Consider the following 20,865-nt stretch of genomic DNA (forward strand, 5'->3'; position numbering starts at 1 on the left):
CATTATATAATATAACGATTATCGATTCTTTTTGGTTATCTTCCGGTTTGCATATTCTATAGAAAAAGATTCACGCAATAATCGCAAACCTTTCATGACATGCTGCTTCACGCCACTGATTGAAATATCGAGCAAGGCCGCAACTTCCTTATAGGTATGTCCCTCATAAAAACATTGATCCATTACAAAACGTGTACGTGCAGGCATTCTTTCCATCATTCGATCTATCAATTCCAGGTATTCCTCTTGCTTATCCGAATCCCATTCTATGCTGTGCCGGCTCATATCGAGGAAGAACTTTACATAGGCCGACTCTACCTTGGAATGTTTCAAATAGTCCAGGCAGCGATTATAGACACACTGCCGCAGATAAGAAGCGCCATATCGATTATGTGAGTAGGAGAAATCTTCCCACGCACGAGTAAAGACATCGTTTACCACATCTCGGGCCACTTCTGAATCATGCACTATATAAAGGGCATTATAATATAAAGGGGAATAATTTTCTTTGAATAATTTTTCAAATGCGCGTTCCCGGTCACGTACTCCCATAACTATGCTCTTTCTTAACTAAAATACATTTACAAAGATAGTGATAAATCTATAAATTAACGTGAGTTCGACGAATTCTCGTTATGTTAATAACATCTTGAACATGAACGATAGCCTTCACTTCGTGCAGAACTTAAAGATGTGCGAGAGTAGTTTCCACGCCACAATGCAGGACAAGATGTTCGTGAATGGTAACAAGAACCTGTAGGAGTGATGTATACAACCCGACCTACCTTAACAGAGCGGGTAGTTCTTTTCTTATGGACACTTGGCTTACGGGCTTTCGAACGCTTACAAGCTTTCCTCCCCTTATACTTCATTTGCGTCTGCAAACTAATGTTTTCTGTGCGGGTTGTAGATGTCGTTTCATACGTAAAACTACTTGTGCCTATTAGTGTTGCCACGAAGAGAAGAACAGAAAATAGATGTCTCATAATTTTGTTTATATTTGTTATTAATAACGTGAGTTTGATGAATTATAAGTGTCTATAGATTTGGTGATTAGCGAAATTTGTTGTAATTTTAAGGTGTTAACATTCAAATAATTACAAACAAAAACCGCTATGATCACCGAAGACAAAATTACTGAAAATCGCTGTAATATTTGCATAAAATCAGCAGTTTAACGCAATTGGGCTTGATTATTAAGGATATACGGCGCAAGCCGCAGAAAATCCGTCAACTGCAACGAGGCAGTAATATGCGGATTATTGCGACAGAAAGGTTTTCAAATCGTTACCCGAAAGCAGGGTAACCGCCTCCACCCAAAAGGAGAAAAACTGCGATTTTTCGTGCATCCGTTGCTGTTGCTTCATTGCTCCATATTTTGCATAGCAGAGTTAGGCTCTTTCATGTTTAATTTTGCAACCAAAAAGAAAAGGCAATGGCAAGAAGCACATTCAAGGTGCTGTTCTATGTGAACGGCAGCAAGGAGAAAAACGGTATCGTCCCCATCATGGGACGTGTTACAATCAACGGCACGGTGGCACAGTTCAGCTGCAAGCGCACCATTCCGAAGGAACTTTGGGACGTGAAGGGCAACAGGGCTAAAGGCAAGAGCAAGGAAGCCATCGCCACCAATCTCTCGCTCGACAACATCAAGGCGCAAATCATCAAGCACTACCAACGGCTTTCCGACCGTGAGGCGTTCGTCACGGCAGAGATGGTGCGCAATGCCTATCAGGGGCTGGGCAGCGAGTACGACACCCTGCTCAAATCCTTTGACAGGGACTGCGCCTCCCTGCTCAAGCGTGTAGGCAAGGACAGGAGCATGGGAACATACAAGGTGATGCTCAGGGCAAGGAACAACACGGAAAAGTTTATCCGCTACAAGTACAACCGCAGCGATATGTCGATGCTCGAACTCACCCCCGACTTCATCAGGGACTTCGCCGTGTACCTCAGCACGGTGAAAGGAAACAGGAACGCCACTATCTGGCTGAACTGCATGTGGCTCAAGGGCGTGGTGATGCGTGCGCACTTCAACGGCAAGATACCCAGAAATCCGTTTGCTCAGTTCCATGTCAGTCCGAACACGAAGGAGCGTGAGTTCCTTACGGAGGACGAGCTGAAGACGCTGATGTCGCACGAGTTTGCCGACAGCCACTCCGCCTTCGTGCGTGACTTGTTCGTCTTCGCCTCCTTCACCGCCCTTTCGTTCGTGGACTTGAAGGAACTCACCACCGATGAGATAGTGGAGGTGAACGGCGAGAAGTGGATAGTTGCGAAAAGACACAAGACGCATATTCCGTTCCAAGTGAAACTGCTTGATGTCCCCCTGCAAATCATTGACAGATACAGACCGTTCCAGAAGGACAACTCTATATTCGGGGACATCAACTACTGGACGGTCTGCAAGAGGCTCAAGAAGGTCATGAGCGAGTGCGGCATCACAAAGGACATTTCCTTCCACTGCGCAAGGCACGGCTTTGCGACATTGGCACTCAGCAAGGGCATGCCCATCGAGAGCGTGAGCCGCGTACTCGGACACACGAACATCGTAACCACGCAACTCTATGCGAAAATAACCACCGAGAAACTCGACACCGACCTCTCCATGCTCGGCAGCAAGCTCAACGCATCATTCGGCAATATCAAAATGGCATGACAATGAAAGGAGAAGACATAAACGGCAATGCCCGTCGGATAATCACGATGGACGAACACGGGAACATCACCGTACCTAAAGGGGAAATATGGATGGGCGAGTATGAGATTGCCGACCTGTTTGGCGTGTTCGGGCATACTATCCGCACGCAGGTCAAGGAAATATACAAGTCTGGGCTGCTGCATCCCTGCACGGCAGAGAGGAACATCAAGATAGCGGAGGGGCACTGGCTTGATGCGTACAGCCTTGAAATGGTCATAGCCCTTGCGTTCCGCATCAAGTCGCAAAGGGCAAAAAGGCTTCGGAAGCATGTCGTCGCAATGCTGACCGAACGGCACGAAAGGTTTGTCATGCTCCTTCCTGAACAGACAGGCAGTCCCTGCTGAAACACCTTGACAGAGGTTTATAGAGGTTTATCCCCATCGACACAAGGGGATAAACCTTTTTCTTTTTGGGTGGTTGAAGGGCAGGGATAATAGTCAGGAACGAGTCGTATAGGACTGCCGGGAAAAGAAAAACATACCGAACACAACTTCTTTTATTTTGATGAATTGATGAATATTGATATAATATGATTGAATATCAAGCGATTGCAGGTTCATCAACATATCATCAGACGCTTGCGAACGATGAAAGGAAAAGGGATTTTCCCTTTTTCAGCAACCCTCGACAAATCCTACCAAATTATCCTCCTATTCCCTCAAATCTTGCTCTGCACCTCCCAGCTTCCCCTGTTTTTATTCCGTTCCGTTTTTCTTTCACCGTTCCGCGCCATTCTTCACAAGTAGTTTTCGGAACGATGTCCGTAACTTTGCACGATGCTATATATCAATCATTTAAGCAAGAAAGAAATGGATAAGAAAAACAATGACGGGCTGCTGGAAGATATGCCCGAAAAAAGAAAAAAGGACGGGGCTTTCGTCCGTGTGGGCACAACGCTCTACAAACTTGCAGACATGCCTCTCATCGGAGGTGGTTTTGTAAGGAAGCGCATCGTATGGAACAACGAGACGCTCCGTCAGGACTACGGCAGGGACTATCTGGCGACCGTCCCGAAGTATGACGGTTTCTGTACCGTCCCCGACCATGTGAACTATCAGCCCGTAGTAGGCAGTTTCCTCAACCTCTACGAGCCGACGGGACATCAGCCGAAGCAAGGCGTGTTCCCCCATATCAAGGCATTGGCAAGGCACATCTTCGGAGGACAGTACGAACTTGGCATGGACTACCTGCAACTGCTCTACCTGCATCCCATAGAGAAACTGCCCATCCTGCTGCTCGTATCAGAGGAACGCAACACGGGCAAGAGCACGTTCCTCAACTTCCTCAAAGCCCTCTTCGGGGGCAATGTAACCTTCAACACCAACGAGGACTTCCGAAGTCAGTTCAACTCGGACTGGGCAGGGAAACTGCTCATCCTCGTGGACGAGGTGCTTCTCGACCGCAGGGAGGACAGCGAGCGGCTCAAGAACCTCAGCACCACCCTTTCCTACAAGGTGGAGGCGAAGGGCAAGGACAGGGACGAGATTTCATTCTTCGCCAAGTTCGTACTATGCTCCAACAACGAACGTCTGCCCGTCATAATCGACACAGGAGAGACACGCTATTGGGTGAGGAAGGTGGGGAGGATAGAAAAGGATGACACGGACTTCCTGCAAAGGGTAAAGGAGGAAATACCCGCCTTCCTCTATTTTCTCCAGCACCGCACGCTCTCCACGAAAAAAGAGAGCCGCATGTGGTTCAGTCCCGAACTCATCCACACGCAAGCCCTGATCAGGATTATACGGAGCAACCGCAACAGGACGGAAGTGGAGATGGCGGAAACCTGCCTTGAAGTCATGGACTGCATGAAAGCGGACGCTTTCTCCTTCTGCATCAACGACATGCTCCTTCTGCTGAACTGCGCAGGCTGCAGGACGGACAGGACGCAGGTAAGGCGTATCGTGCAGGATATATGGAAACTCACTCCTGCCGAAAACACGCTCACCTATACGACCTGCCAGCCGAGCTATGACAACATGCGCCCATATACGGAGATTAGGCGCACGGGGCGTTTCTACACCATCGGCAGGAAGCAGTTGGAGGAAATGCAGGGATAGAGGAATCGGAAATGATGAAACTCCACTTTGACAAGCGGCTTGATGAGGGCATGATGAAAGCATATTATGTTGATTTCCAGATTATTGGAACGACATTCATCAATTCATCAGAATTTTCATCACTCCGACTTCGGTGGGAAACGGCAGTGGCATTACAGGCTGAAACGGAACAGGCAAGACACGCTGATATAAGCAACAGAAAAAGGCAGTCACGGCAAGCCGTGCATTCTGTATTTCCAAGCATGCAGAGTATTCAGATATTCGGGTGCAGTCCAAGTATGCCTTCGGAGAAACAAGTCCAATCGGCAGCACCGATGGAGAAACCGTGGGGACTTCAGGTTATAAGGGAAAGAAGTGGCAGGGGCAAATGCCCACGTGGTAAGCACGGTACGGATATTTTCAAAAGAGAAAATACCGTAGCTTATTAGGGGATTTTCTTAACGCTTCACTCCGTGTCCGCTAAAAATCCTCCAATAAGCCAACAGGGTTGCACCCCTCTGGACACCCCTGCCGAGCCTGTCGGCATGAAGGAACGGGCAAGCCGAAACACATTTCATTTTTCTTCTCACCGATAAAATCAGAAATATAAAAGACAAAAGACGACAACTATAAAACGATAACATCATGGGATATTGTGTATTGCATTTGGAAAAGGCAAAGGGAGCTGACAGCGGAATGTCGGCACATATCGAGCGCACCATTGTGCCAAAGAACACAGACCCAACGAGGACGCATCTAAACCGTGAGTTAATAATGTTTCCCGACGGCGTGTGCAACCGCACGTTAGCCATACGCCACCGCCTTGACACGGCGGGACTGAAACGTAAGATTGGAAAGAACCAAGTGCAGGCAATACGAATTGTATTGAGCGGCACACACGAGGACATGGCACGCGTGGAGGGTGAGGGCAAACTCGATGAGTGGTGTGCGGACAATGTAAAATGGTTGAGGGAAACCTATGGAGCAGATAATCTTGTTTCAGCAGTCTTGCACATGGACGAGGAAACACCGCATATCCATGCCACTATCGTGCCGATAGTACAGGGAGAACGTAGGAAGCAGAAAAAGGAAGAAAATGTGAAGCGCAAGTACAAGGTAAAAGCACCTGCCCCACGCCTGTGTGCAGATGAAGTGATGAGCCGTGCCAATCTTATACGCTATCAGGATAGCTATGGCGATCACATGGCAAAGTACGGGCTAAAAAGAGGCATCAGAGGCTCGGTTGCCAAGCACCTCTCCACGCATGAATATTATCGCAACCTTATCATACAGGGTGAGGACATACAGGCGAACATCGCTAACTTGTTGGCAAGGGAGGCAGAAGCACGGCGCATCATAGCAGAGGCAGAGAAAGCTAAGCAGGAACTCGCACGCATCAAGGCAGAGACAAAGACGGTGGAACTGAAGAACTCCGCTGCCAGGACTGCCACCGCAGCACTCAACGGAATTGGTTCTCTTTTGGGAAGCAACAAGATGAGCAGGCTCGAAAGCGAGAACAGGCAGTTGCACGGTGAGGTGGCGGAACTGAAAGAGAACATTGGACAGATGCGCATGGATATGCAGAATATGAAAGACAGCCACACCGCAGAGCGATTGCGAGCATCGGAGCAGCATCAGCGAGAAATCGGCAATCTCAGGCGCATCGTCGACAAGGCGAAGGAGTGGTTTCCCATGCTTGCCGAGTTTCTCAAGATAGAAAGGCTTTGCCGTTCGGTTGGATTGTCCGAGAAATACACGGACGAACTCTTGCAAGGCAAAGTTCTCGTTGTTACGGGAAAACTGCGGTCGGAGGAATACAGGCGTTCGTTCGCCGCTGAGAAGGTTCGTTTGCAGGTGGGTAGGACGGAGAAGGAAGGCAAGACCATACTCGACCTGCTTGTGGATAGAGTGCCGATTGCCGCATGGTTCAAGGGGCAGTGGGAGAAAATCAGACAGACGTCCATCCTTTCCTCAAAAGAAAACAGGAGCAAGGGAGTCAGGCTGTAACCATGTCTCCGCATGCTCCTTGTTTTCTGCATCTCATTCCATGACCTTTTCAGGCAAGGTTGCTTCCTTATAAGATATTTCCGCCATGATATGCTCTTCCATGTCATGCTCGTCAAGAAAGACAGGATAGATGAATTTCTCTTCATCCGGAAGTAGGCCGAGCTTTCCTAATTTCCCAAGCCTTTCCAAAGCCTCTTTCTTATTTTTCACTGTTAGGGTGAAATCACGGACAAACTCCTGTTTCTTGCTTTTCAGGCGCAAGTTCGTCGGAATGCCGTCTTTCATGACAATCTCATATACCCCCGAGAGAACGGCAGGCCCGACATGCCGATATACAGTAGGGGTGTAACGGCACAGATAAAAAGAATGCGCTGCGTTCTGGACAAGGAAAAGTCCCGAAACTCCGCTTCCTATTGACCATACAGGGTCTGAGCCTTCGTGAATTTCCAGTAACAGATAAGGCGGGAGGACTTTAACGGTCAGTTGCTGTCTTTCCTTTGTGAGGTTGTCGGTCAGTGAGACCTGAAATTCTCCCACTTGCAGGGCTTGGATTGAAAGAACACCTACATGCCCTGCCTGTTCGGGAGTTCTCGCATAGGCAATTCTAGCATAGTCCTTAAACGCATTGGAATTGCTTATCTGCAAGTCTCCACTGCCACTCGTGATGAACACACGGAGCGTAGAGCCTTGCATGATTTCCCTATAAGGTTTATCCAATTGAAAAGTCAACTTCTTATCCTCATCAGAAGAGGTGCAACTTATTATAAATGCAAACAAAAGGCAGGCCAAAGAGAATCTAAAATATCTACCCATAATAACTGTCAATCATTAGAAAGTGTGAAATGAATTTGGAATTATTTCCTTTTTACCATCGGAAATAAGCGAAGTCTTTGATTATAATGTCCTTCTACCGGTCTTGTATCGAAAGAGAGTGAAGTCTCATTTCTGTCAACCATATAGTATCCACTTGCATATCCTTTCCAACCAAAATTGGCATGAACATAGACATCGTGTGATTTTATCATTGCCTTTAGTTTTGTTGGGGTAGAACGCGTCCGTACCTGATAACCGTCTAAAATCCAGCAATGTCCCCCTTTCTTATTTCCAGAACTTCTTGTTTCGGAAGGCTCCTCATCTCCTGTTATCAACACAGGACAACCGCGGTCTAAAGATGCAATTATTATGGCCGCATCCATATCATATCCTTTATTTCTTTTTCCCAAATTAAAAGTTACTCCCATTGTTTCCAAATATTTATGACTATTAGTCATGGAGGCACCGCCTGTTCCATCCATATTCCATTCTGTTTTGATGCCGTATGCAACATGCTTGCAAAGCAGTGCGACTTGGTGTTGAATATCATCATCCGTTAAGGCATCTATGCCTGCGCGTTCTTTTATTAAATTCCAATCTAAAGTATGACCATATACAGAAGACATCGCCTCATAATGTGCAACAATCTGGGCAATAGCCGTCCCCACACATCCAACAACCTTTGGAATATCATTATTAATATATCCAAGTTCATTATTGTAAGGCCTATTTTGTCCCCATTCTGTACGCAACATGGGCTTAACTTCTTTTACCAAAATCCCCATTGTTGGTTCAGGTATCCATTGCCCACGAGTAAGAGGTGTTTGGACTACCTTTATTTTTTCTTTCACATCATGATATGTAATGTCATTTGTATGAAAAGCAGTTTTAAGTTTACATAATGTTTTATCATGAAGAGAGTCTCTAATAGCATTATAATAACGCAATTTGCTCTTGATGGCATTTTCTGCTTCCCTTACCATCAAAGCAACACTTTTATTTTGTGTTGTATCCGCTAAATTACCTTTTTCAGCGAATGCAATAACTGTTGCAAACCTCTCATCCCCAGCAACAAGAGCAAACCCTTCTTTTTCTGATAATTTTAACTGATATATAGGGATGGAAGAAACTGTGTCTTCTACGCTTTTGGAAGAAATTCCACCAATATAGTACTTCTTTTCGATGATAGGGGATTGAGATATACTTCTTGTCGCTTGTTTCCCCGAAAAGTCTTTGACAAGAGTTATCGCTTGGTCCTCTGTTATTTCTTTTGGATGTTCAAACGCTATACTAATATACTCTTCTTGAGAAAGGTTTAAGAAACTGCTGTCTGTTGCTTCTTCAAAACTTTCTTGTGTAGTGCAGGAATACAAATTTATTAGCCCACAAGCAATAATTCCTAATACTGTAAATTTTCTCATTAATTCCATATTAAATTAGATTAGATAAGTTATTTTGCAAAGATAGGCAATTTTTATATTTAATACAATCCCCATTGTTGGGTATTTTACAACATTTCAAAGCATTTTGTACAAGTTTTGCCCTACGAATGTTTTGAGTTTTCCAAACATCTTACTATCTTTGCTCACATAAAGAGTTCTTTGCAAGCAAAACAAAGCAGAACATAGCAAAAGGAACGGTTGCCAAATCGTTACCCGAAAATCAACCAATCGCATGGAACACTCTTGTATAAAGGGTTGTCGCTTTCCTATCCAAAGTTACTGAAATATTTTGTATGGCAGACGACTTCTGCAAGTTTTTTGATGCTATGACGGCAAAATATACGCTAAAACCTGCCGGGAAAAGAAAATATCATCGCAGTTCCACGATGTCAAAGGCCGAAGTCATGATGATAATGATTCTTTTCCACGACTCCGGTTATCGCTGCTTTAAACATTTCTATCTTGAAAAAGTATGCAAGCATCTTCACCATCTGTTTCCCAATGTTGTTTCTTATAACCGTTTAGTAGAATTGGAAAGGGAGGTAGCCGTACCCTTAACCTTGTTTATCAAGAAGGTCCTCTTGGGAAAATGCACGGGCATAAGCTTTGTTGACAGTACACTATTGCGTGTCTGCAAGAACCAAAGAATACATATTCACAAAGTTTTCAAAGGCATAGCCCAAAGAGGAAAATGCTCTATGGGTTGGTTCTTCGGTTTCAAATTGCATTTGATTTGCAATGAGAAAGGAGAACTTCTCAACTTTATGATAACGCCGGGAGATGTTGATGACCGTAAACCTTTGGAGTACAAAGCTTTTATCGAGTTCATACAAGGTAGGCTGTTCGGTGACAAGGGGTACATCGGCAAGAACCTCTTTCAAAGGCTTTTCGTTGACGGAATACAGCTTGTTACCAGGTTGAAAAGTAACATGAAAGGAGCTTTAATGAGTGTTTCTGACAAGCTGTTACTCAGAAAAAGAGCCATTATAGAAACGGTGAATGATGAACTTAAGAACATTGCACAAGTGGAACACTCCAGGCATAGATGCTTTGACAATTTCATCGTCAACTTATTAGGGGCTATTGCTGCCTATTGCCTGTTTCCAAAGAAACCGTGTATCAATTTACAAAGGACCATTGATACACAGCTTGCATTGTTCTGAATTCGTCGAACTCACGTTATTTATATAAGGCAGCAAAGCATACCATTCTTATTCATAGCTCATCAACTTTTCAAGAAACGAACCTGCCTCTACAAGACATTGAGACACAGCAGCTTACAAACCATCTTTTAAAAGCTAAGGTTTTGTAATGCATTTTCTTAGCTTTCACATTCCATTTTCTTAGCTTTTGCAACTCGAAAGCTAAGAAAATGGAATGTTCTTTGTAACACCGGCTAAAAATATATTTCAAATACGTTTGTGCTAACAATCGCATTGTGATGGGCCTGCATCCCTATTTGTTCGGGTTCAATCTCAAATATTTTTGCGTCAACAATCGCATAACGGTCGATCTGTTGGTAGGGTAGGCTTGACAAACGGAACGAGTCGACCCTGTCTCAACGAGCCGAATAGAGAACCATCTTATCGGGTTTGGTTTCTCCGAGTCCCTCAATTAAGGGATTGGAGGTCTGTTTTGACCTTCTGGGTTAGAGGAATGAACCGTCAAAACAGACCAACCTCAATGGAGTTGAAGAGAGTGACGAGAGGCGGAATGGTTAGCAACGACGACCAATTTCGTCGGCATGAATCATCACATTGGCCGGCGGACGTTGGTGAAGAAGTTCTCCTTTCATGAAGTCCATATAAGGGGCGGTGTGGCGATAGAAGCGGCGGTAGCCGGCGCAAAGATAGTTGAGACCGGGATTTCCATAGCGATCGTGTGCGAAACGGTTTTTGGGACATTCGCCGTGACAGGCAAACAACACGTCGCACTCTTGGCATTGCTGCGGCAGGGAGCGGTGTTTGAGCAGACTGAAACGTTGTTGTTGCTCGCCGTAGAGCATCTCGATGAGGGTGTTTTGATAGATATTGCCGAGCCGATACTCGGGAAAGACGAAGTGGTCGCAGGAATAGACGTCGCCGTTCTGCTCCATCACGCCAGCGTGTCCACAGTGTTCGGCATACACGCAACAGCCTGGAGAAAGGCCCATCCAGTTGGCCAGCGTGCAATCGAAGAGCTGAACGAAGACGCGCCCGACGTCGTGCCGCACCCATTCGTCGAAGATGGCACAGAGAAAGCGACCCCATTGCTCGGCCGACACCGAGAAAGGGGCGATGGCACAGGCCTCATCATCGTGCGGAGAGGCCAGATGCCGACCGTCTGGATGCGCCTTAATGCGTTCGACGATGGGAGTAAATTGCAGGTAGGTGCAACCGTGCTGTTTAAAGAAATGATAGAATTCGAGAGGATTGTCGGCATTAAAATCGTTGACAACGGCCATGGCATTCCATTCCACACGGTATTTTTTGAGCAGTCGGATACCGTTCATGACCTTTAGCCAAGAGGGTTTTCTACTCTGTGTCAGGCGGTATTCGTCGTGAAACTCTTGTGGTCCGTCGACAGAGATGCCCACCAGCCAGTGGTTTTCCTTCAAGAATCGGCACCATTCATCGGTGAGAAGCGTGCCGTTGGTTTGTAGAGCGTTATCGATTCTTCTCCCTCCGGCGTATCTGCGCTGTAGTTCCACCGCCTTTCGATAGAACGAGAGCGGGCGCATCAGAGGTTCTCCGCCGTGCCAGGTGAAGAGGATATCGGAGGAGGTTTGGGCTTCGATATACTCACGGGTGAACCGTTCGAGCAGTTCTTCGCTCATCACGTGCTGCGGAAGATGACCGTAGAGATGAGCTTTCTCTAAATAATAACAGTATTGGCAGGCCAAATTGCAATGTGCGCCCACGGGTTTGAGCATCACATAGAGCGGATGAGAGAAGGCCTGGTGGTTGATTCGTTCCATCATTCGTCTACACGGAGTTCCCTGCGATACTGCCGGAGGCGTTTCATGAGTTGGCGAGTGATGGCCTCTGTGCCTTTCTGTCCATAGATGTTATGCAGCTCGTTAGGGTCGGTTTGCAGGTCGTACAGCTCGTAATAGTCCACGTCGGCATCGTCGCGAAAATAGTGGATAGCCTTCAAAGCCTGGTAGGTGCCATATTCGCTTGTGCCCGGCATGCGCTGGAATTTGTTTTCCTGAACAGCTCTGTCGCCGCCTTTCCCATAGAAGTGGATGAGCTTATAGCGTTCGGTTCGCACGCCGTCGTGTTTGCGCACGAGGTGATAAGTGGGGTAATCGTAGTAATGATAATAGAGATCTTTTCGCCAATTTTTCACCGTCGTGCCTGCAAAGAGAGGTTCTATCGTGCGCCCCGGCATCTCTTTGGGTTGCTTCACGCCGGCCAGGGAGAGGAAGGTGGGCGCAAAGTCAATGTTCTGCACCAGTTGATGACAGACAGCCCCCTCCTTGATATGCCCCGGAAAGCTGATGATGAGCGGTGTGTGCATCGACTCTTCGTACATAAAACGCTTGTCGAACCATCCGTGCTCGCCCATGTAGAAGCCTTGATCGGAGGTGTAAATAACGATCGTGTTCTTGTCTAAGTCGTGCTGTTCGAGATAGTCGAGCAGGCGTCCCACACTCTCATCTACCGAGTGTATCACGGCTACATAGTCTCGAATATAGTTCTGATACTTCCATTTCACCAATTCCCGACCCGTGAGTTTAGCCTCGAGCAGCCGTTTGTTTCTTGGCATATAGTAGCGATCGAAGGCAAGTCGTTGCTGCGGCGTGAATCGATTGACTTCGCCCATGAGAGCGTAATACGAATCAAGACTCTCGGCATCGGTGGCATCGAGCGTCTCGGGCACCTTCAGGTCTTGAATCATTCGCAGGTCGTCGTCCACGCGCATCTTCTGCGTTCGTGCGGCCGAACCTCGTGTGGCATAGTCGTCCCAGAAAGTGTCGGGGAGCGGAAATTCCACATCGGCATACAGATTCATATATTTCTCCTCGGGCATCCAGTTGCGGTGCGGTGCCTTGTGGTGCACCAACAGACAGAAGGGTTTCGACTTGTCGCGATGCTCGAGAAAGCGAATGGCATGATCGGTGGTGAGCGTTGTGGCATAGCCCGTTTCCTCTTTGTAGTGGTCATACTGGCCTGTGGTGCAGAAAACAGGGTTATAGTAATGGCCTTGACCGCGAAGGATGTGGTAGAAATCAAACCCCTTGGGTCGGCAGTGCATGTGCCACTTGCCGACGACGGCCGTGGTGTAGCCCGCCTTTTGCAGCAGTTCCGAGAAGAAAACACGGGTGGTGTCGATGCCTTCGCCCAGCTGCCGCTGTCCGTTTTGATGACTGTAAAGCCCTGTCATCAGGCAGGCGCGACTCGGGGTGGAAAGCGAATTCTCCACGAAACACGAGTTGAACAACATGCCCCGACGAGCTAATCGGTCGAGATGGGGCGTTGGGGCGAGCCTGGAGATGGGACTTCCATACGCGCTGATGGTTTGCATCGAATGGTCGTCGCACATGATATAGAGAATGTTCGGTCGTGCTTGAGCAGTCTGTTCCGCCGCCTTGGTGGCCGTTGCACTCAGGACGAGGGTCGGCAACATAGATAATTTGATGTGGGTAGGTAGATTCATCTTGATGATATATAAAAGGATTGAACAGCTACAAAGATAGGGAATCATCCGGGTTCTGCGCTCGTTTGTCACCGGTTTTTCCGTCCTTCGCGTGCCTTTTCTGTGCTTCTGTCGGTCTTTTTCCTCTCTGTCGGTCGGTGAGAGTTCCTCCCTGTTTGGCGGAGATGACCTCCCGAGGTGCGGGAGATGACTTCCCGACACACGGGAGATGACCTCCCGCACCTCGGGAGGTCACTTCCGCCATTTCGAATGATGGCTGCGCGTAGCATGGCCTCCTGTCGCGCTACGCATCGATTGCAATAATTCACGCCGATTCTTCTCGTTTTCAACGTGCGTGCTGCTCAATCTGCCAACTCGTCAATCGATTCAGTCGTCTCACTTCTCATCGAAATCTCTTACCTTTGCACTCGTTATGCGGTACGTAGATGTTGTGTTGCCTCTGCCTCTGGAGGGATTTTTCACCTATTCGCTCCCCGATGCGATGAGCCGGGGCGTGGAGATGGGCGTGCGGGTGCTGGTGCCTCTGGGCCGATCGAAGACCTATACGGCCTTGGTGGCGAGGGTTCACGACGCCCCACCCGCCTTCGAGGTGAAGCCTGTCATGCAGATATTGGACACAAAACCGATGCTCCTACCCCAGCAATGGGCTGTGTGGCAGTGGCTCTCGAAGTATTATCTCGCGCCGATGGGCGAGGTTTACAAAGTGGCTTTGCCTGCCGGACTGAAGGCCGAGGAGGGCTTCCGACCCAAGACGGAACGGTATGTGGGACTGACTAAGGCCTTTAGCAACGAGAAAAGTCTGCACCTCGCCCTGGATATGCTCGCCCGAGCGCAGCGACAGCGGCAGGTGTTGGAGGCCTTTCTGAGGCTGTCTCACTGGGATTCGGCGGTCGGAGACATGCCGCAAAAGCCTCTTTCCGAGGTGACACGCGAAGAGGTGATGAACGAAAGTCGCTGTTCACTGGCCGCGTTCAAGGCTCTGACAGATCGCGGCATTCTTTATACTTATCAGAAAGAGGTGGGCCGACTGAATGATCATCGTCCGCAACAACTCGACCGAATCAAATCGCTCAACGAGGCGCAACTCGAGGCTTACAATCAGATTCGGTTCCAATTCCTAAAGAAAAATGTTGTTCTCCTCCACGGTGTCACCTCCAGCGGCAAGACAGAAATCTATATTCACCTCATCGCCCAGGCCTTGCAGAAGGGCCAACAGGTGCTCTATCTACTGCCCGAGATTGCGCTCACGGTGCAGATGATGTCACGATTGAAGAGCGTTTTTGGTAGCAGACTGGGCATCTATCACTCGAAATATAGCGATGCCGAACGGGTGGAGATTTGGCAAAAACAGCTCTCCGATTCGCCCTACGATGTGATTTTAGGGGCGAGGAGTGCAGTTTTCCTACCATTCCAACGGTTGGGACTGGTCATTATCGACGAAGAACACGAAACGAGCTTTAAGCAACAAGACCCTGCTCCGCGGTATCATGCCCGGTCGGTTGCCATCGTTCTGGCGCAGCAATACGGTGCCAAAACGCTTTTAGGCACAGCTACGCCCTCGGCAGAGAGCTATCAGAACGCACTGAAAGGCAAGTACGGACTGGTTCGACTCACGTCGCGCTATCAGGATATTGCCCTTCCCGAAATTCGTGTCATTGACGTAAAAGACCTGCGCCGACGACGAATGATGAACGGCGCGTTCTCACCTGCACTGCTCGCCGCTATGCGTTCGGCCTTGGAGAAAGGCGAACAGGTGATTCTTTTTCAAAACCGACGCGGCTTCGCACCGATGATCGAGTGTCGTGTTTGTGGGTGGGTGCCGCGATGTACCAACTGTGATGTGTCGCTCACCCTACACAAAACGCTCAACCAACTCACCTGTCATTACTGCGGTTTCACCTATACCCCTCCCTCGGAATGCCCCAATTGCGGCGGAACCGATCTGCGCGGACGGGGGTATGGCACTGAGAAGATTGAAGACCAGGTGGTCGAAATCTTTCCCGAAGCACGCGTAGCCCGCATGGACCTCGACACGACGCGCACCAAAAATGCCTATGAACGCCTCATCGCCGATTTCTCTTCGGGACGCACCAACGTGCTCATCGGGACGCAGATGATTAGCAAAGGCCTTGACTTCGACCGTGTGAGCGTCGTGGGCATCCTCAATGCCGACTCGATGTTGAACTTTCCCGACTTCCGCTCCTACGAATATGCTTTCATGATGATGGCTCAAGTGAGCGGTCGGGCTGGTAGAAAGGGCCGGCAGGGACTGGTTTTCCTGCAAACGGCCAACGCCGACCTGCCCGTCATCTCGCAAGTGGTTCGCAACGATTACGAGGCTTTCTTCAACGACCTCGCAGACGAACGCCGCCACTTTCACTATCCGCCTTTCTACCGGTTGATTGCCGTTTACATGAAGCACAATAAGGAACCTCTTGTCGAGACGGCTGCCATGGAGATGGGAAGCAGACTCAGACAGTTCTTCGGCAGTAGAGTTTTGGGCCCCGACAAGCCTGCCGTGGCACGCGTAAAAACCCTCCATATCCGCAAACTGATCATCAAAATCGAACCACAACTCGATGGCAACCGCGTGCGGGAGTGCCTCCGATATGCCCAAACGACCCTCTTGCAAGACAAGCGTTACGCTGCTCTACAGGTGTATTATGATGTAGATCCGATGTAAAAAGTGGGTATTTCTCTGCCAAAACTTGGCAAACGCCGAAACAATCGCTATCTTTGCAGCTATCAGCACTTGATGATATGTGGAAAGAGAAACCTGGAAATTATCTCATTGATGTATCCAAATACATCATCACCGGCGTTGTCATCACATCGCTGTTTAAAGATTTGGTGGATAAATTGGCCATCTATATCGTTGGTATCTCCTTGTCTTTCATTGCGTTGATAGCCGGTCTCATTCTCTTAAGTAGCAATCAACAGAAAGGAGGAAAGTAGAAATGGGAGTATATCTTGTAGCCATTGTCTATGGCATACCTTGTCTTTTGTTCATTCTTTTTAGCTTGACCCCTCAAGGCAAAAGATGGTTGGAGAAGCATTAACGGGCTATTATCGTATCGGTTGGCATTTCTTTGCCAACTTGTAAGTACGATTCAACAATCAAAAGAGAGGCAGAACCCGCGGGTTCTGCCTCTCTTTTCAGCTACTAATGAGATTAAAGCTTGCTCCGATCGAGAATGGTGATCTTCTTGCCTTCCACTTTGATGGCTCCTAAATCAGAAAGTTCGGACATGGTGCGCAGCAAAGAGAACTTCTGGATGCCGAAACTCTCGGCTATCTCCTGCCGCGACTTGTCCAGTTGCACCACGTTAGATCCCTGTTTGCCTGCGGCCTCTTTAATGAAATAGGACACCTTCTCGCGCACGGTGAAAAGACTGAGAATGCGCATTTTCTTGGTGAGAAACACGTCAATGTCCGAGAGAGCCTGAATAAAATTATGCCGCAACACGGGATCGGTGTCTATCAAACGCTCGAAACCTGCTATCGACATGCGCAGGATCACAGTAGCCGTTTCCGTCTCAACGCTCACCGGCATGAGATTGTCTTTGGCAAAGATGAAGGCCGGAGCCACGATGTCGCCCTGCTTCAACCGGCTTACTTCCACCGATTTGCCCGACAAACTCACCATCCTGGCCACCATTTCGCCCTCGATAACGATGTCGGCGTGCCGATAAGGCATACCGGCAAGAATATAAATATCTTTCTTGTCGAACTTCAGTATCTTGTAACCTACACTGTCGATCGTGGCTTCCAGTTGTCCCAAGGAGATGCCTCGGAACAGCGGGCACAGGCTCAATGCTTTTAATGTTTTCTGTTCCATCGACTGCAAATGTAGACAAATTTATCGAAACCCTCCTCGTTTTTCAGTCACAAATGTGATCCTTGTTTTTTGGTATAGTGTTTGCCTCATCAGTCCATAGATAGTTTTCCACATTTAATAACCCTCATAAAACCATCCCTATGGACCAGAAAATTGAGAAAGCCACAGTGCTTCGACCGAACGATGTGATTGATTATGCCGACGGCGGCATCGTTAGTAAAGAGTTTGCACATAGCCAAGCAGGCAGCATCACGTTCTTTGCCTTCGACGAAGGTCAAGGCCTGAGCGAGCATTCCGCCCCTTTCGATGCCACCGTACAGGTGATCGACGGTGAGGCCGAAGTGCGAATCGACGGCGTGGCACATACCGTTAAAGCGGGCGAGATGATTATCATGCCTGCCAACCACCCCCATGCGTTGCACGCTCACCAGCGTTTCAAGATGATCCTCACCATGATCAGAGGATAGACGCACACTTCTCGAGCAACAAGAAAAGCGTATTTCTTTTCCTGCTCGATATACCGACAGGCGATGGGCCGTCCGTTTTCAGCGGTCGGCCCATCGTTTTTTTGTTGTTTTAAGGGAACCATCCACCCTCCTATTGACGGTCATTCGGGGCCAAAACAAATGGACAGACGGGAAAAGCTTCTGTTAAAAATCACACGAAATACCTATCATCGAAGTGTTAAAACTGCGGCATCAAGAGGTCAAACCACGCCCATTTTTGCACAAAACTTTTTCTTTGTCCGAAAATAGGCGCGTATTTCGTCACTTCACTCAAACGTTATCTAAATACCTTACCTTCAATCTCTTAGCGTCGCATCAAAGCTATTCCTGTCTATTTTTTCATCCCTCGCAATGCAAAAGCTAAGCTTTTGATGTGCGTTTTCTTAGCTTTTACCGTCTCATCTCTAAGAGATGGTATCGCCATCACCGACTTTTAGAGAGCCCGAATGCGGTGTTTTCGGTCGCAAGCAGAGACTAATTTTATTTATTTTATCTGGTATAATGTTCTATTTTCCCGTCAATTATCTATAGATGACCAAAAGGAGAGGCGTTAAAGAAAGCCCTTCGAATAGATAAATAAGGTTAAGACCTGAGACTTTGGCCGGATGATTGCTACCGAGTGCAGCTCTGTATGACGTTTGCCTGGAACAGTTTTCATCGCCATTCCAACTGCGTCCGAACAACAATCGACAAAAGCCTCTGGCATCAACTTGAAGCACGAATCTTTTGTTTGATTAACACAAATTTTGTTATTTCAATCATTTTGTTGCTCCATTTACGCCTTATTCTTGTTTTTATTTCCTACCTTTGCAGACAGTTACACTTTAGACAACCTCTCTTTCTCCCTCCGTATGCAGCAAAATGCGTTGCTGTTTGAGGCGCGAGAAGAGAGCAGACATCATCTCACTTGCGATAAGAGGCTTGGTGTCTGTCTTTTGAATCTATTCATATGAACAGGAGGAAACTCTTGTTGTATTTATTAAACTCTCTTAAATTTTTCAACGACTGCGGCATGTGTATGTAGCAGTCGTCTTTTTTTATCTTTTTCTTTGTGGTCTCTTTGATTTGCACTACCTTTGCCTTCAAGAAAAGAGGAAGCATGAAGTCGTCTGAATTTTTCGGGAAATTCGCCAGCAAATACTTGTGGGGAAATCTCCTCGCAATGGCTGCGGTGGTGCTATTGCTATGCGTCGGGCTAAAAATTGGTCTCGATATGTACACCCATCACGGCGAAGCAATTGTCATTCCCGATGTCAGACACAAGCTGTTTGCCGACGCTGAGCGGATTTTAGCCGACCGAGGACTTCGGATCGAAGTGACCGACACAGGCTACGTCAAGACGCTTCCGCCCGATTGCATCCTCGAACAGTCGCCTCCGGCGGGCGATAAGGTGAAGTCGGGACATGTGATTTATGTCATTGTCAACTCCGCTAAGACACCCACCATCACCCTTCCCGACATCATTGACAACAGTTCGCTGCGCGAAGCTATGGCCAAACTCACGGCAATGGGCTTCAAAGTGGGCACACCACAGTTTGTAACAGGCGAGAAAGACTGGGTCTATGGCATCGTGGTGAACGGTCGACATCGCGTGGCCGGCGACCGAATTCCCGTTGATGCAGTAGTCATCATCTTAGTGGGCAATGGCTCAAGGTCGGCTTCCGATTCTACCATCGACTACGTAGACCCCGCAGAAGCAGGGAAAGAGGAGATGGAAGGCGAAGGAGAGGTGGACGAATTCGATGTTGTTCCACCTACAGAAACACCCACTCGGCCCGACCATCGCAACCCTCCCACCACGCCTTAGAGGCGACAATCAAGACACCGAGATGGCTGAATATATAGAGGAAATCGAAGAACAGGACGACGAGACGGGGCTGCTTTACGAGCATCTGCGCATCGTTGTAGACCGGGGACAGGAGCCCATGCGCATCGATCGTTTCATGACCGAACGACTGCAACACAGCAGTCGCAACCGCATTCAGAAGGCTGCAGAGGCCGGTTTCGTGCAGGTGAACGGTCGGTCGGTGAAGAGCAACTACAAGATTCGTCCTGAAGACATCATCACCTTAATGCTCGATCGGCCGCGACACGACAACACCATCGCGGCAGAAGACATCCCGCTCGACGTGGTTTACGAAGACAATGATCTCATGGTGGTCGACAAACCGGCGGGAATGGTGGTGCATCCGGGGGCCGGAAACTTTCATGGCACCCTCATCAATGCCGTGGCTTGGCATCTGAAAGACTTTCCCTCGTTCGACGCTAACGACCCTGAAGTGGGCCTGGTTCACCGCATCGACAAAGACACCAGCGGACTCTTGGTTGTCGCCAAGACAGCTGAGGCCAAGCGAAAACTGGGTTTGCAGTTCTTCAACAAAACCACTCACCGCAGCTATAACGCTTTGGTGTGGGCCAATTTCACAGAAGACGAGGGGCGTATTGAGGGCAACATCGGGCGCGACCCTAAGGATCGGCTGCGCATGACGGTGTTTCCGGCAAACTCGGAGGTGGGCAAACCCGCTGTCACACATTACCGGGTGCTGGAGCGTTTCGGCTATGTCACTTTCTTAGAGTGCATCCTCGAGACGGGTCGAACTCATCAAATACGCGCTCACATGAAGCATATCGGGCACCCGATGTTCGGCGACGAGCGATACGGAGGCACCGAAATCCTACGCGGCGAACGTTCTTCCAGTTACAAAGCCTATATTCACAACTGCTTCAAGCTATGTCCCCGGCAGGCACTTCACGCCCGAACATTGGGCTTTGTGCACCCTTCCACGGGCCGACAGATGGATTTTACCTCACCCATGCCTCAGGATATGGAGCTGCTTCTTGACAAATGGCGCAGTTATATAAAAGGCATCGGCTGACCTCT

General features: G+C 48.3%; 18 protein-coding genes. 12 read left to right on the top strand and 6 right to left on the bottom strand.

Going from position 1 to position 20,865, the window contains the following annotated elements; all coding sequences use genetic code 11:
* Positions 1-18: 18 nt before the first annotated feature.
* Entirely contained in the window at positions 19-552 is a 534-nt protein-coding gene (locus J5A66_RS09290; RefSeq protein WP_211790330.1) for a sigma-70 family RNA polymerase sigma factor, read from the bottom strand.
* A gap of 883 nt (positions 553-1,435) precedes the next feature.
* Between J5A66_RS09290 and J5A66_RS09295 the strand changes: the two genes are divergently transcribed.
* The 6 genes from J5A66_RS09295 to mobV all read left to right on the top strand — a co-directional run bounded on the left by J5A66_RS09295 (position 1,436) and on the right by mobV (position 6,744).
* Complete coding sequence (locus tag J5A66_RS09295; protein ID WP_023925058.1) at positions 1,436-2,659, top strand: site-specific integrase; 1,224 nt, start codon at positions 1,436-1,438, stop codon at positions 2,657-2,659.
* Positions 2,656-3,045: a hypothetical protein gene (locus tag J5A66_RS09300; protein ID WP_023925057.1), complete on the top strand. Its 390-nt coding sequence runs from the start codon at positions 2,656-2,658 to the stop codon at positions 3,043-3,045. Before J5A66_RS09295 ends, J5A66_RS09300 begins: the two co-directional genes overlap by 4 nt.
* 185 nt (positions 3,046-3,230) lie before the next feature.
* Positions 3,231-3,518: a hypothetical protein gene (locus J5A66_RS09305; protein WP_139047713.1), complete on the top strand. Its 288-nt coding sequence runs from the start codon at positions 3,231-3,233 to the stop codon at positions 3,516-3,518.
* Complete coding sequence (locus tag J5A66_RS09310; protein ID WP_023925056.1) at positions 3,511-4,758, top strand: primase-helicase family protein; 1,248 nt, start codon at positions 3,511-3,513, stop codon at positions 4,756-4,758. Before J5A66_RS09305 ends, J5A66_RS09310 begins: the two co-directional genes overlap by 8 nt.
* Before the next feature lie 11 nt (positions 4,759-4,769).
* Positions 4,770-5,186, top strand: a complete 417-nt coding sequence (locus tag J5A66_RS09315) for a hypothetical protein (protein WP_023925055.1) — start codon at positions 4,770-4,772, stop codon at positions 5,184-5,186.
* A gap of 196 nt (positions 5,187-5,382) precedes the next feature.
* Complete coding sequence (gene mobV / locus J5A66_RS09320; protein WP_023926653.1) at positions 5,383-6,744, top strand: MobV family relaxase; 1,362 nt, start codon at positions 5,383-5,385, stop codon at positions 6,742-6,744.
* A gap of 33 nt (positions 6,745-6,777) precedes the next feature.
* Here mobV and J5A66_RS09325 read toward each other — a convergent pair whose 3' ends face one another.
* Positions 6,778-7,473 carry a hypothetical protein gene (locus J5A66_RS09325; RefSeq protein ID WP_231410858.1) on the bottom strand — a complete coding sequence of 232 codons (696 nt, stop codon included), beginning with the start codon at positions 7,471-7,473 and terminating at the stop codon, positions 6,778-6,780.
* 125 nt (positions 7,474-7,598) lie between these two features.
* A complete protein-coding gene (locus J5A66_RS09330; protein WP_004377333.1) occupies positions 7,599-8,987 on the bottom strand; it encodes a C10 family peptidase in 1,389 nt (462 codons plus the stop codon).
* Positions 8,988-9,292: 305 nt separating this feature from the next.
* On the opposite strand from J5A66_RS09330, the gene J5A66_RS09335 reads away from it, so the two are divergent.
* Positions 9,293-10,162, top strand: coding sequence for an IS982 family transposase (locus J5A66_RS09335; RefSeq protein WP_211790331.1), 870 nt, complete (start codon positions 9,293-9,295; stop codon positions 10,160-10,162).
* A gap of 554 nt (positions 10,163-10,716) precedes the next feature.
* Here the strand turns inward: J5A66_RS09335 and J5A66_RS09340 are convergent.
* Positions 10,717-11,958, bottom strand: a complete 1,242-nt coding sequence (locus tag J5A66_RS09340; RefSeq protein ID WP_371742857.1) for an anaerobic sulfatase-maturation protein — start codon at positions 11,956-11,958, stop codon at positions 10,717-10,719.
* A complete protein-coding gene (locus J5A66_RS09345; protein ID WP_211791500.1) occupies positions 11,955-13,610 on the bottom strand; it encodes a sulfatase in 1,656 nt (551 codons plus the stop codon). The genes J5A66_RS09340 and J5A66_RS09345 overlap by 4 nt, the downstream gene beginning before the upstream one ends.
* Positions 13,611-14,052: 442 nt before the next feature.
* Between J5A66_RS09345 and priA the strand changes: the two genes are divergently transcribed.
* Positions 14,053-16,323 carry a primosomal protein N' gene (gene priA / locus J5A66_RS09350; RefSeq protein ID WP_211790332.1) on the top strand — a complete coding sequence of 757 codons (2,271 nt, stop codon included), beginning with the start codon at positions 14,053-14,055 and terminating at the stop codon, positions 16,321-16,323.
* Positions 16,324-16,400: 77 nt separating this feature from the next.
* The gene (locus J5A66_RS09355) at positions 16,401-16,595 is read left to right on the top strand and encodes a DUF6722 family protein (RefSeq protein WP_211790333.1); all 195 of its coding nucleotides are present in this window, start codon (positions 16,401-16,403) and stop codon (positions 16,593-16,595) included.
* A gap of 217 nt (positions 16,596-16,812) precedes the next feature.
* On the opposite strand, the gene J5A66_RS09360 is transcribed toward J5A66_RS09355, so the two are convergent.
* Positions 16,813-17,478 (bottom strand): Crp/Fnr family transcriptional regulator, encoded by a 666-nt coding sequence (locus J5A66_RS09360; RefSeq protein ID WP_211790334.1) that lies wholly within the window; start codon positions 17,476-17,478, stop codon positions 16,813-16,815.
* Between the two features lie 140 nt (positions 17,479-17,618).
* Here J5A66_RS09360 and J5A66_RS09365 point away from each other — a divergent pair, with 140 nt between their 5' ends.
* The 3 genes from J5A66_RS09365 to J5A66_RS09375 all read left to right on the top strand — a co-directional run bounded on the left by J5A66_RS09365 (position 17,619) and on the right by J5A66_RS09375 (position 20,860).
* Positions 17,619-17,945, top strand: coding sequence for a cupin domain-containing protein (locus J5A66_RS09365; protein ID WP_211790335.1), 327 nt, complete (start codon positions 17,619-17,621; stop codon positions 17,943-17,945).
* 1,138 nt (positions 17,946-19,083) lie between these two features.
* Positions 19,084-19,791 carry a PASTA domain-containing protein gene (locus J5A66_RS09370; RefSeq protein ID WP_211790336.1) on the top strand — a complete coding sequence of 236 codons (708 nt, stop codon included), beginning with the start codon at positions 19,084-19,086 and terminating at the stop codon, positions 19,789-19,791.
* Between the two features lie 22 nt (positions 19,792-19,813).
* Positions 19,814-20,860 (top strand): RluA family pseudouridine synthase, encoded by a 1,047-nt coding sequence (locus tag J5A66_RS09375; RefSeq protein ID WP_211790337.1) that lies wholly within the window; start codon positions 19,814-19,816, stop codon positions 20,858-20,860.
* The last annotated feature ends 5 nt before the right edge of the window (positions 20,861-20,865 follow it).

Source organism: Prevotella sp. oral taxon 475 (assembly GCF_018127805.1).
Taxonomy (GTDB): Bacteria; Bacteroidota; Bacteroidia; order Bacteroidales; family Bacteroidaceae; genus Prevotella.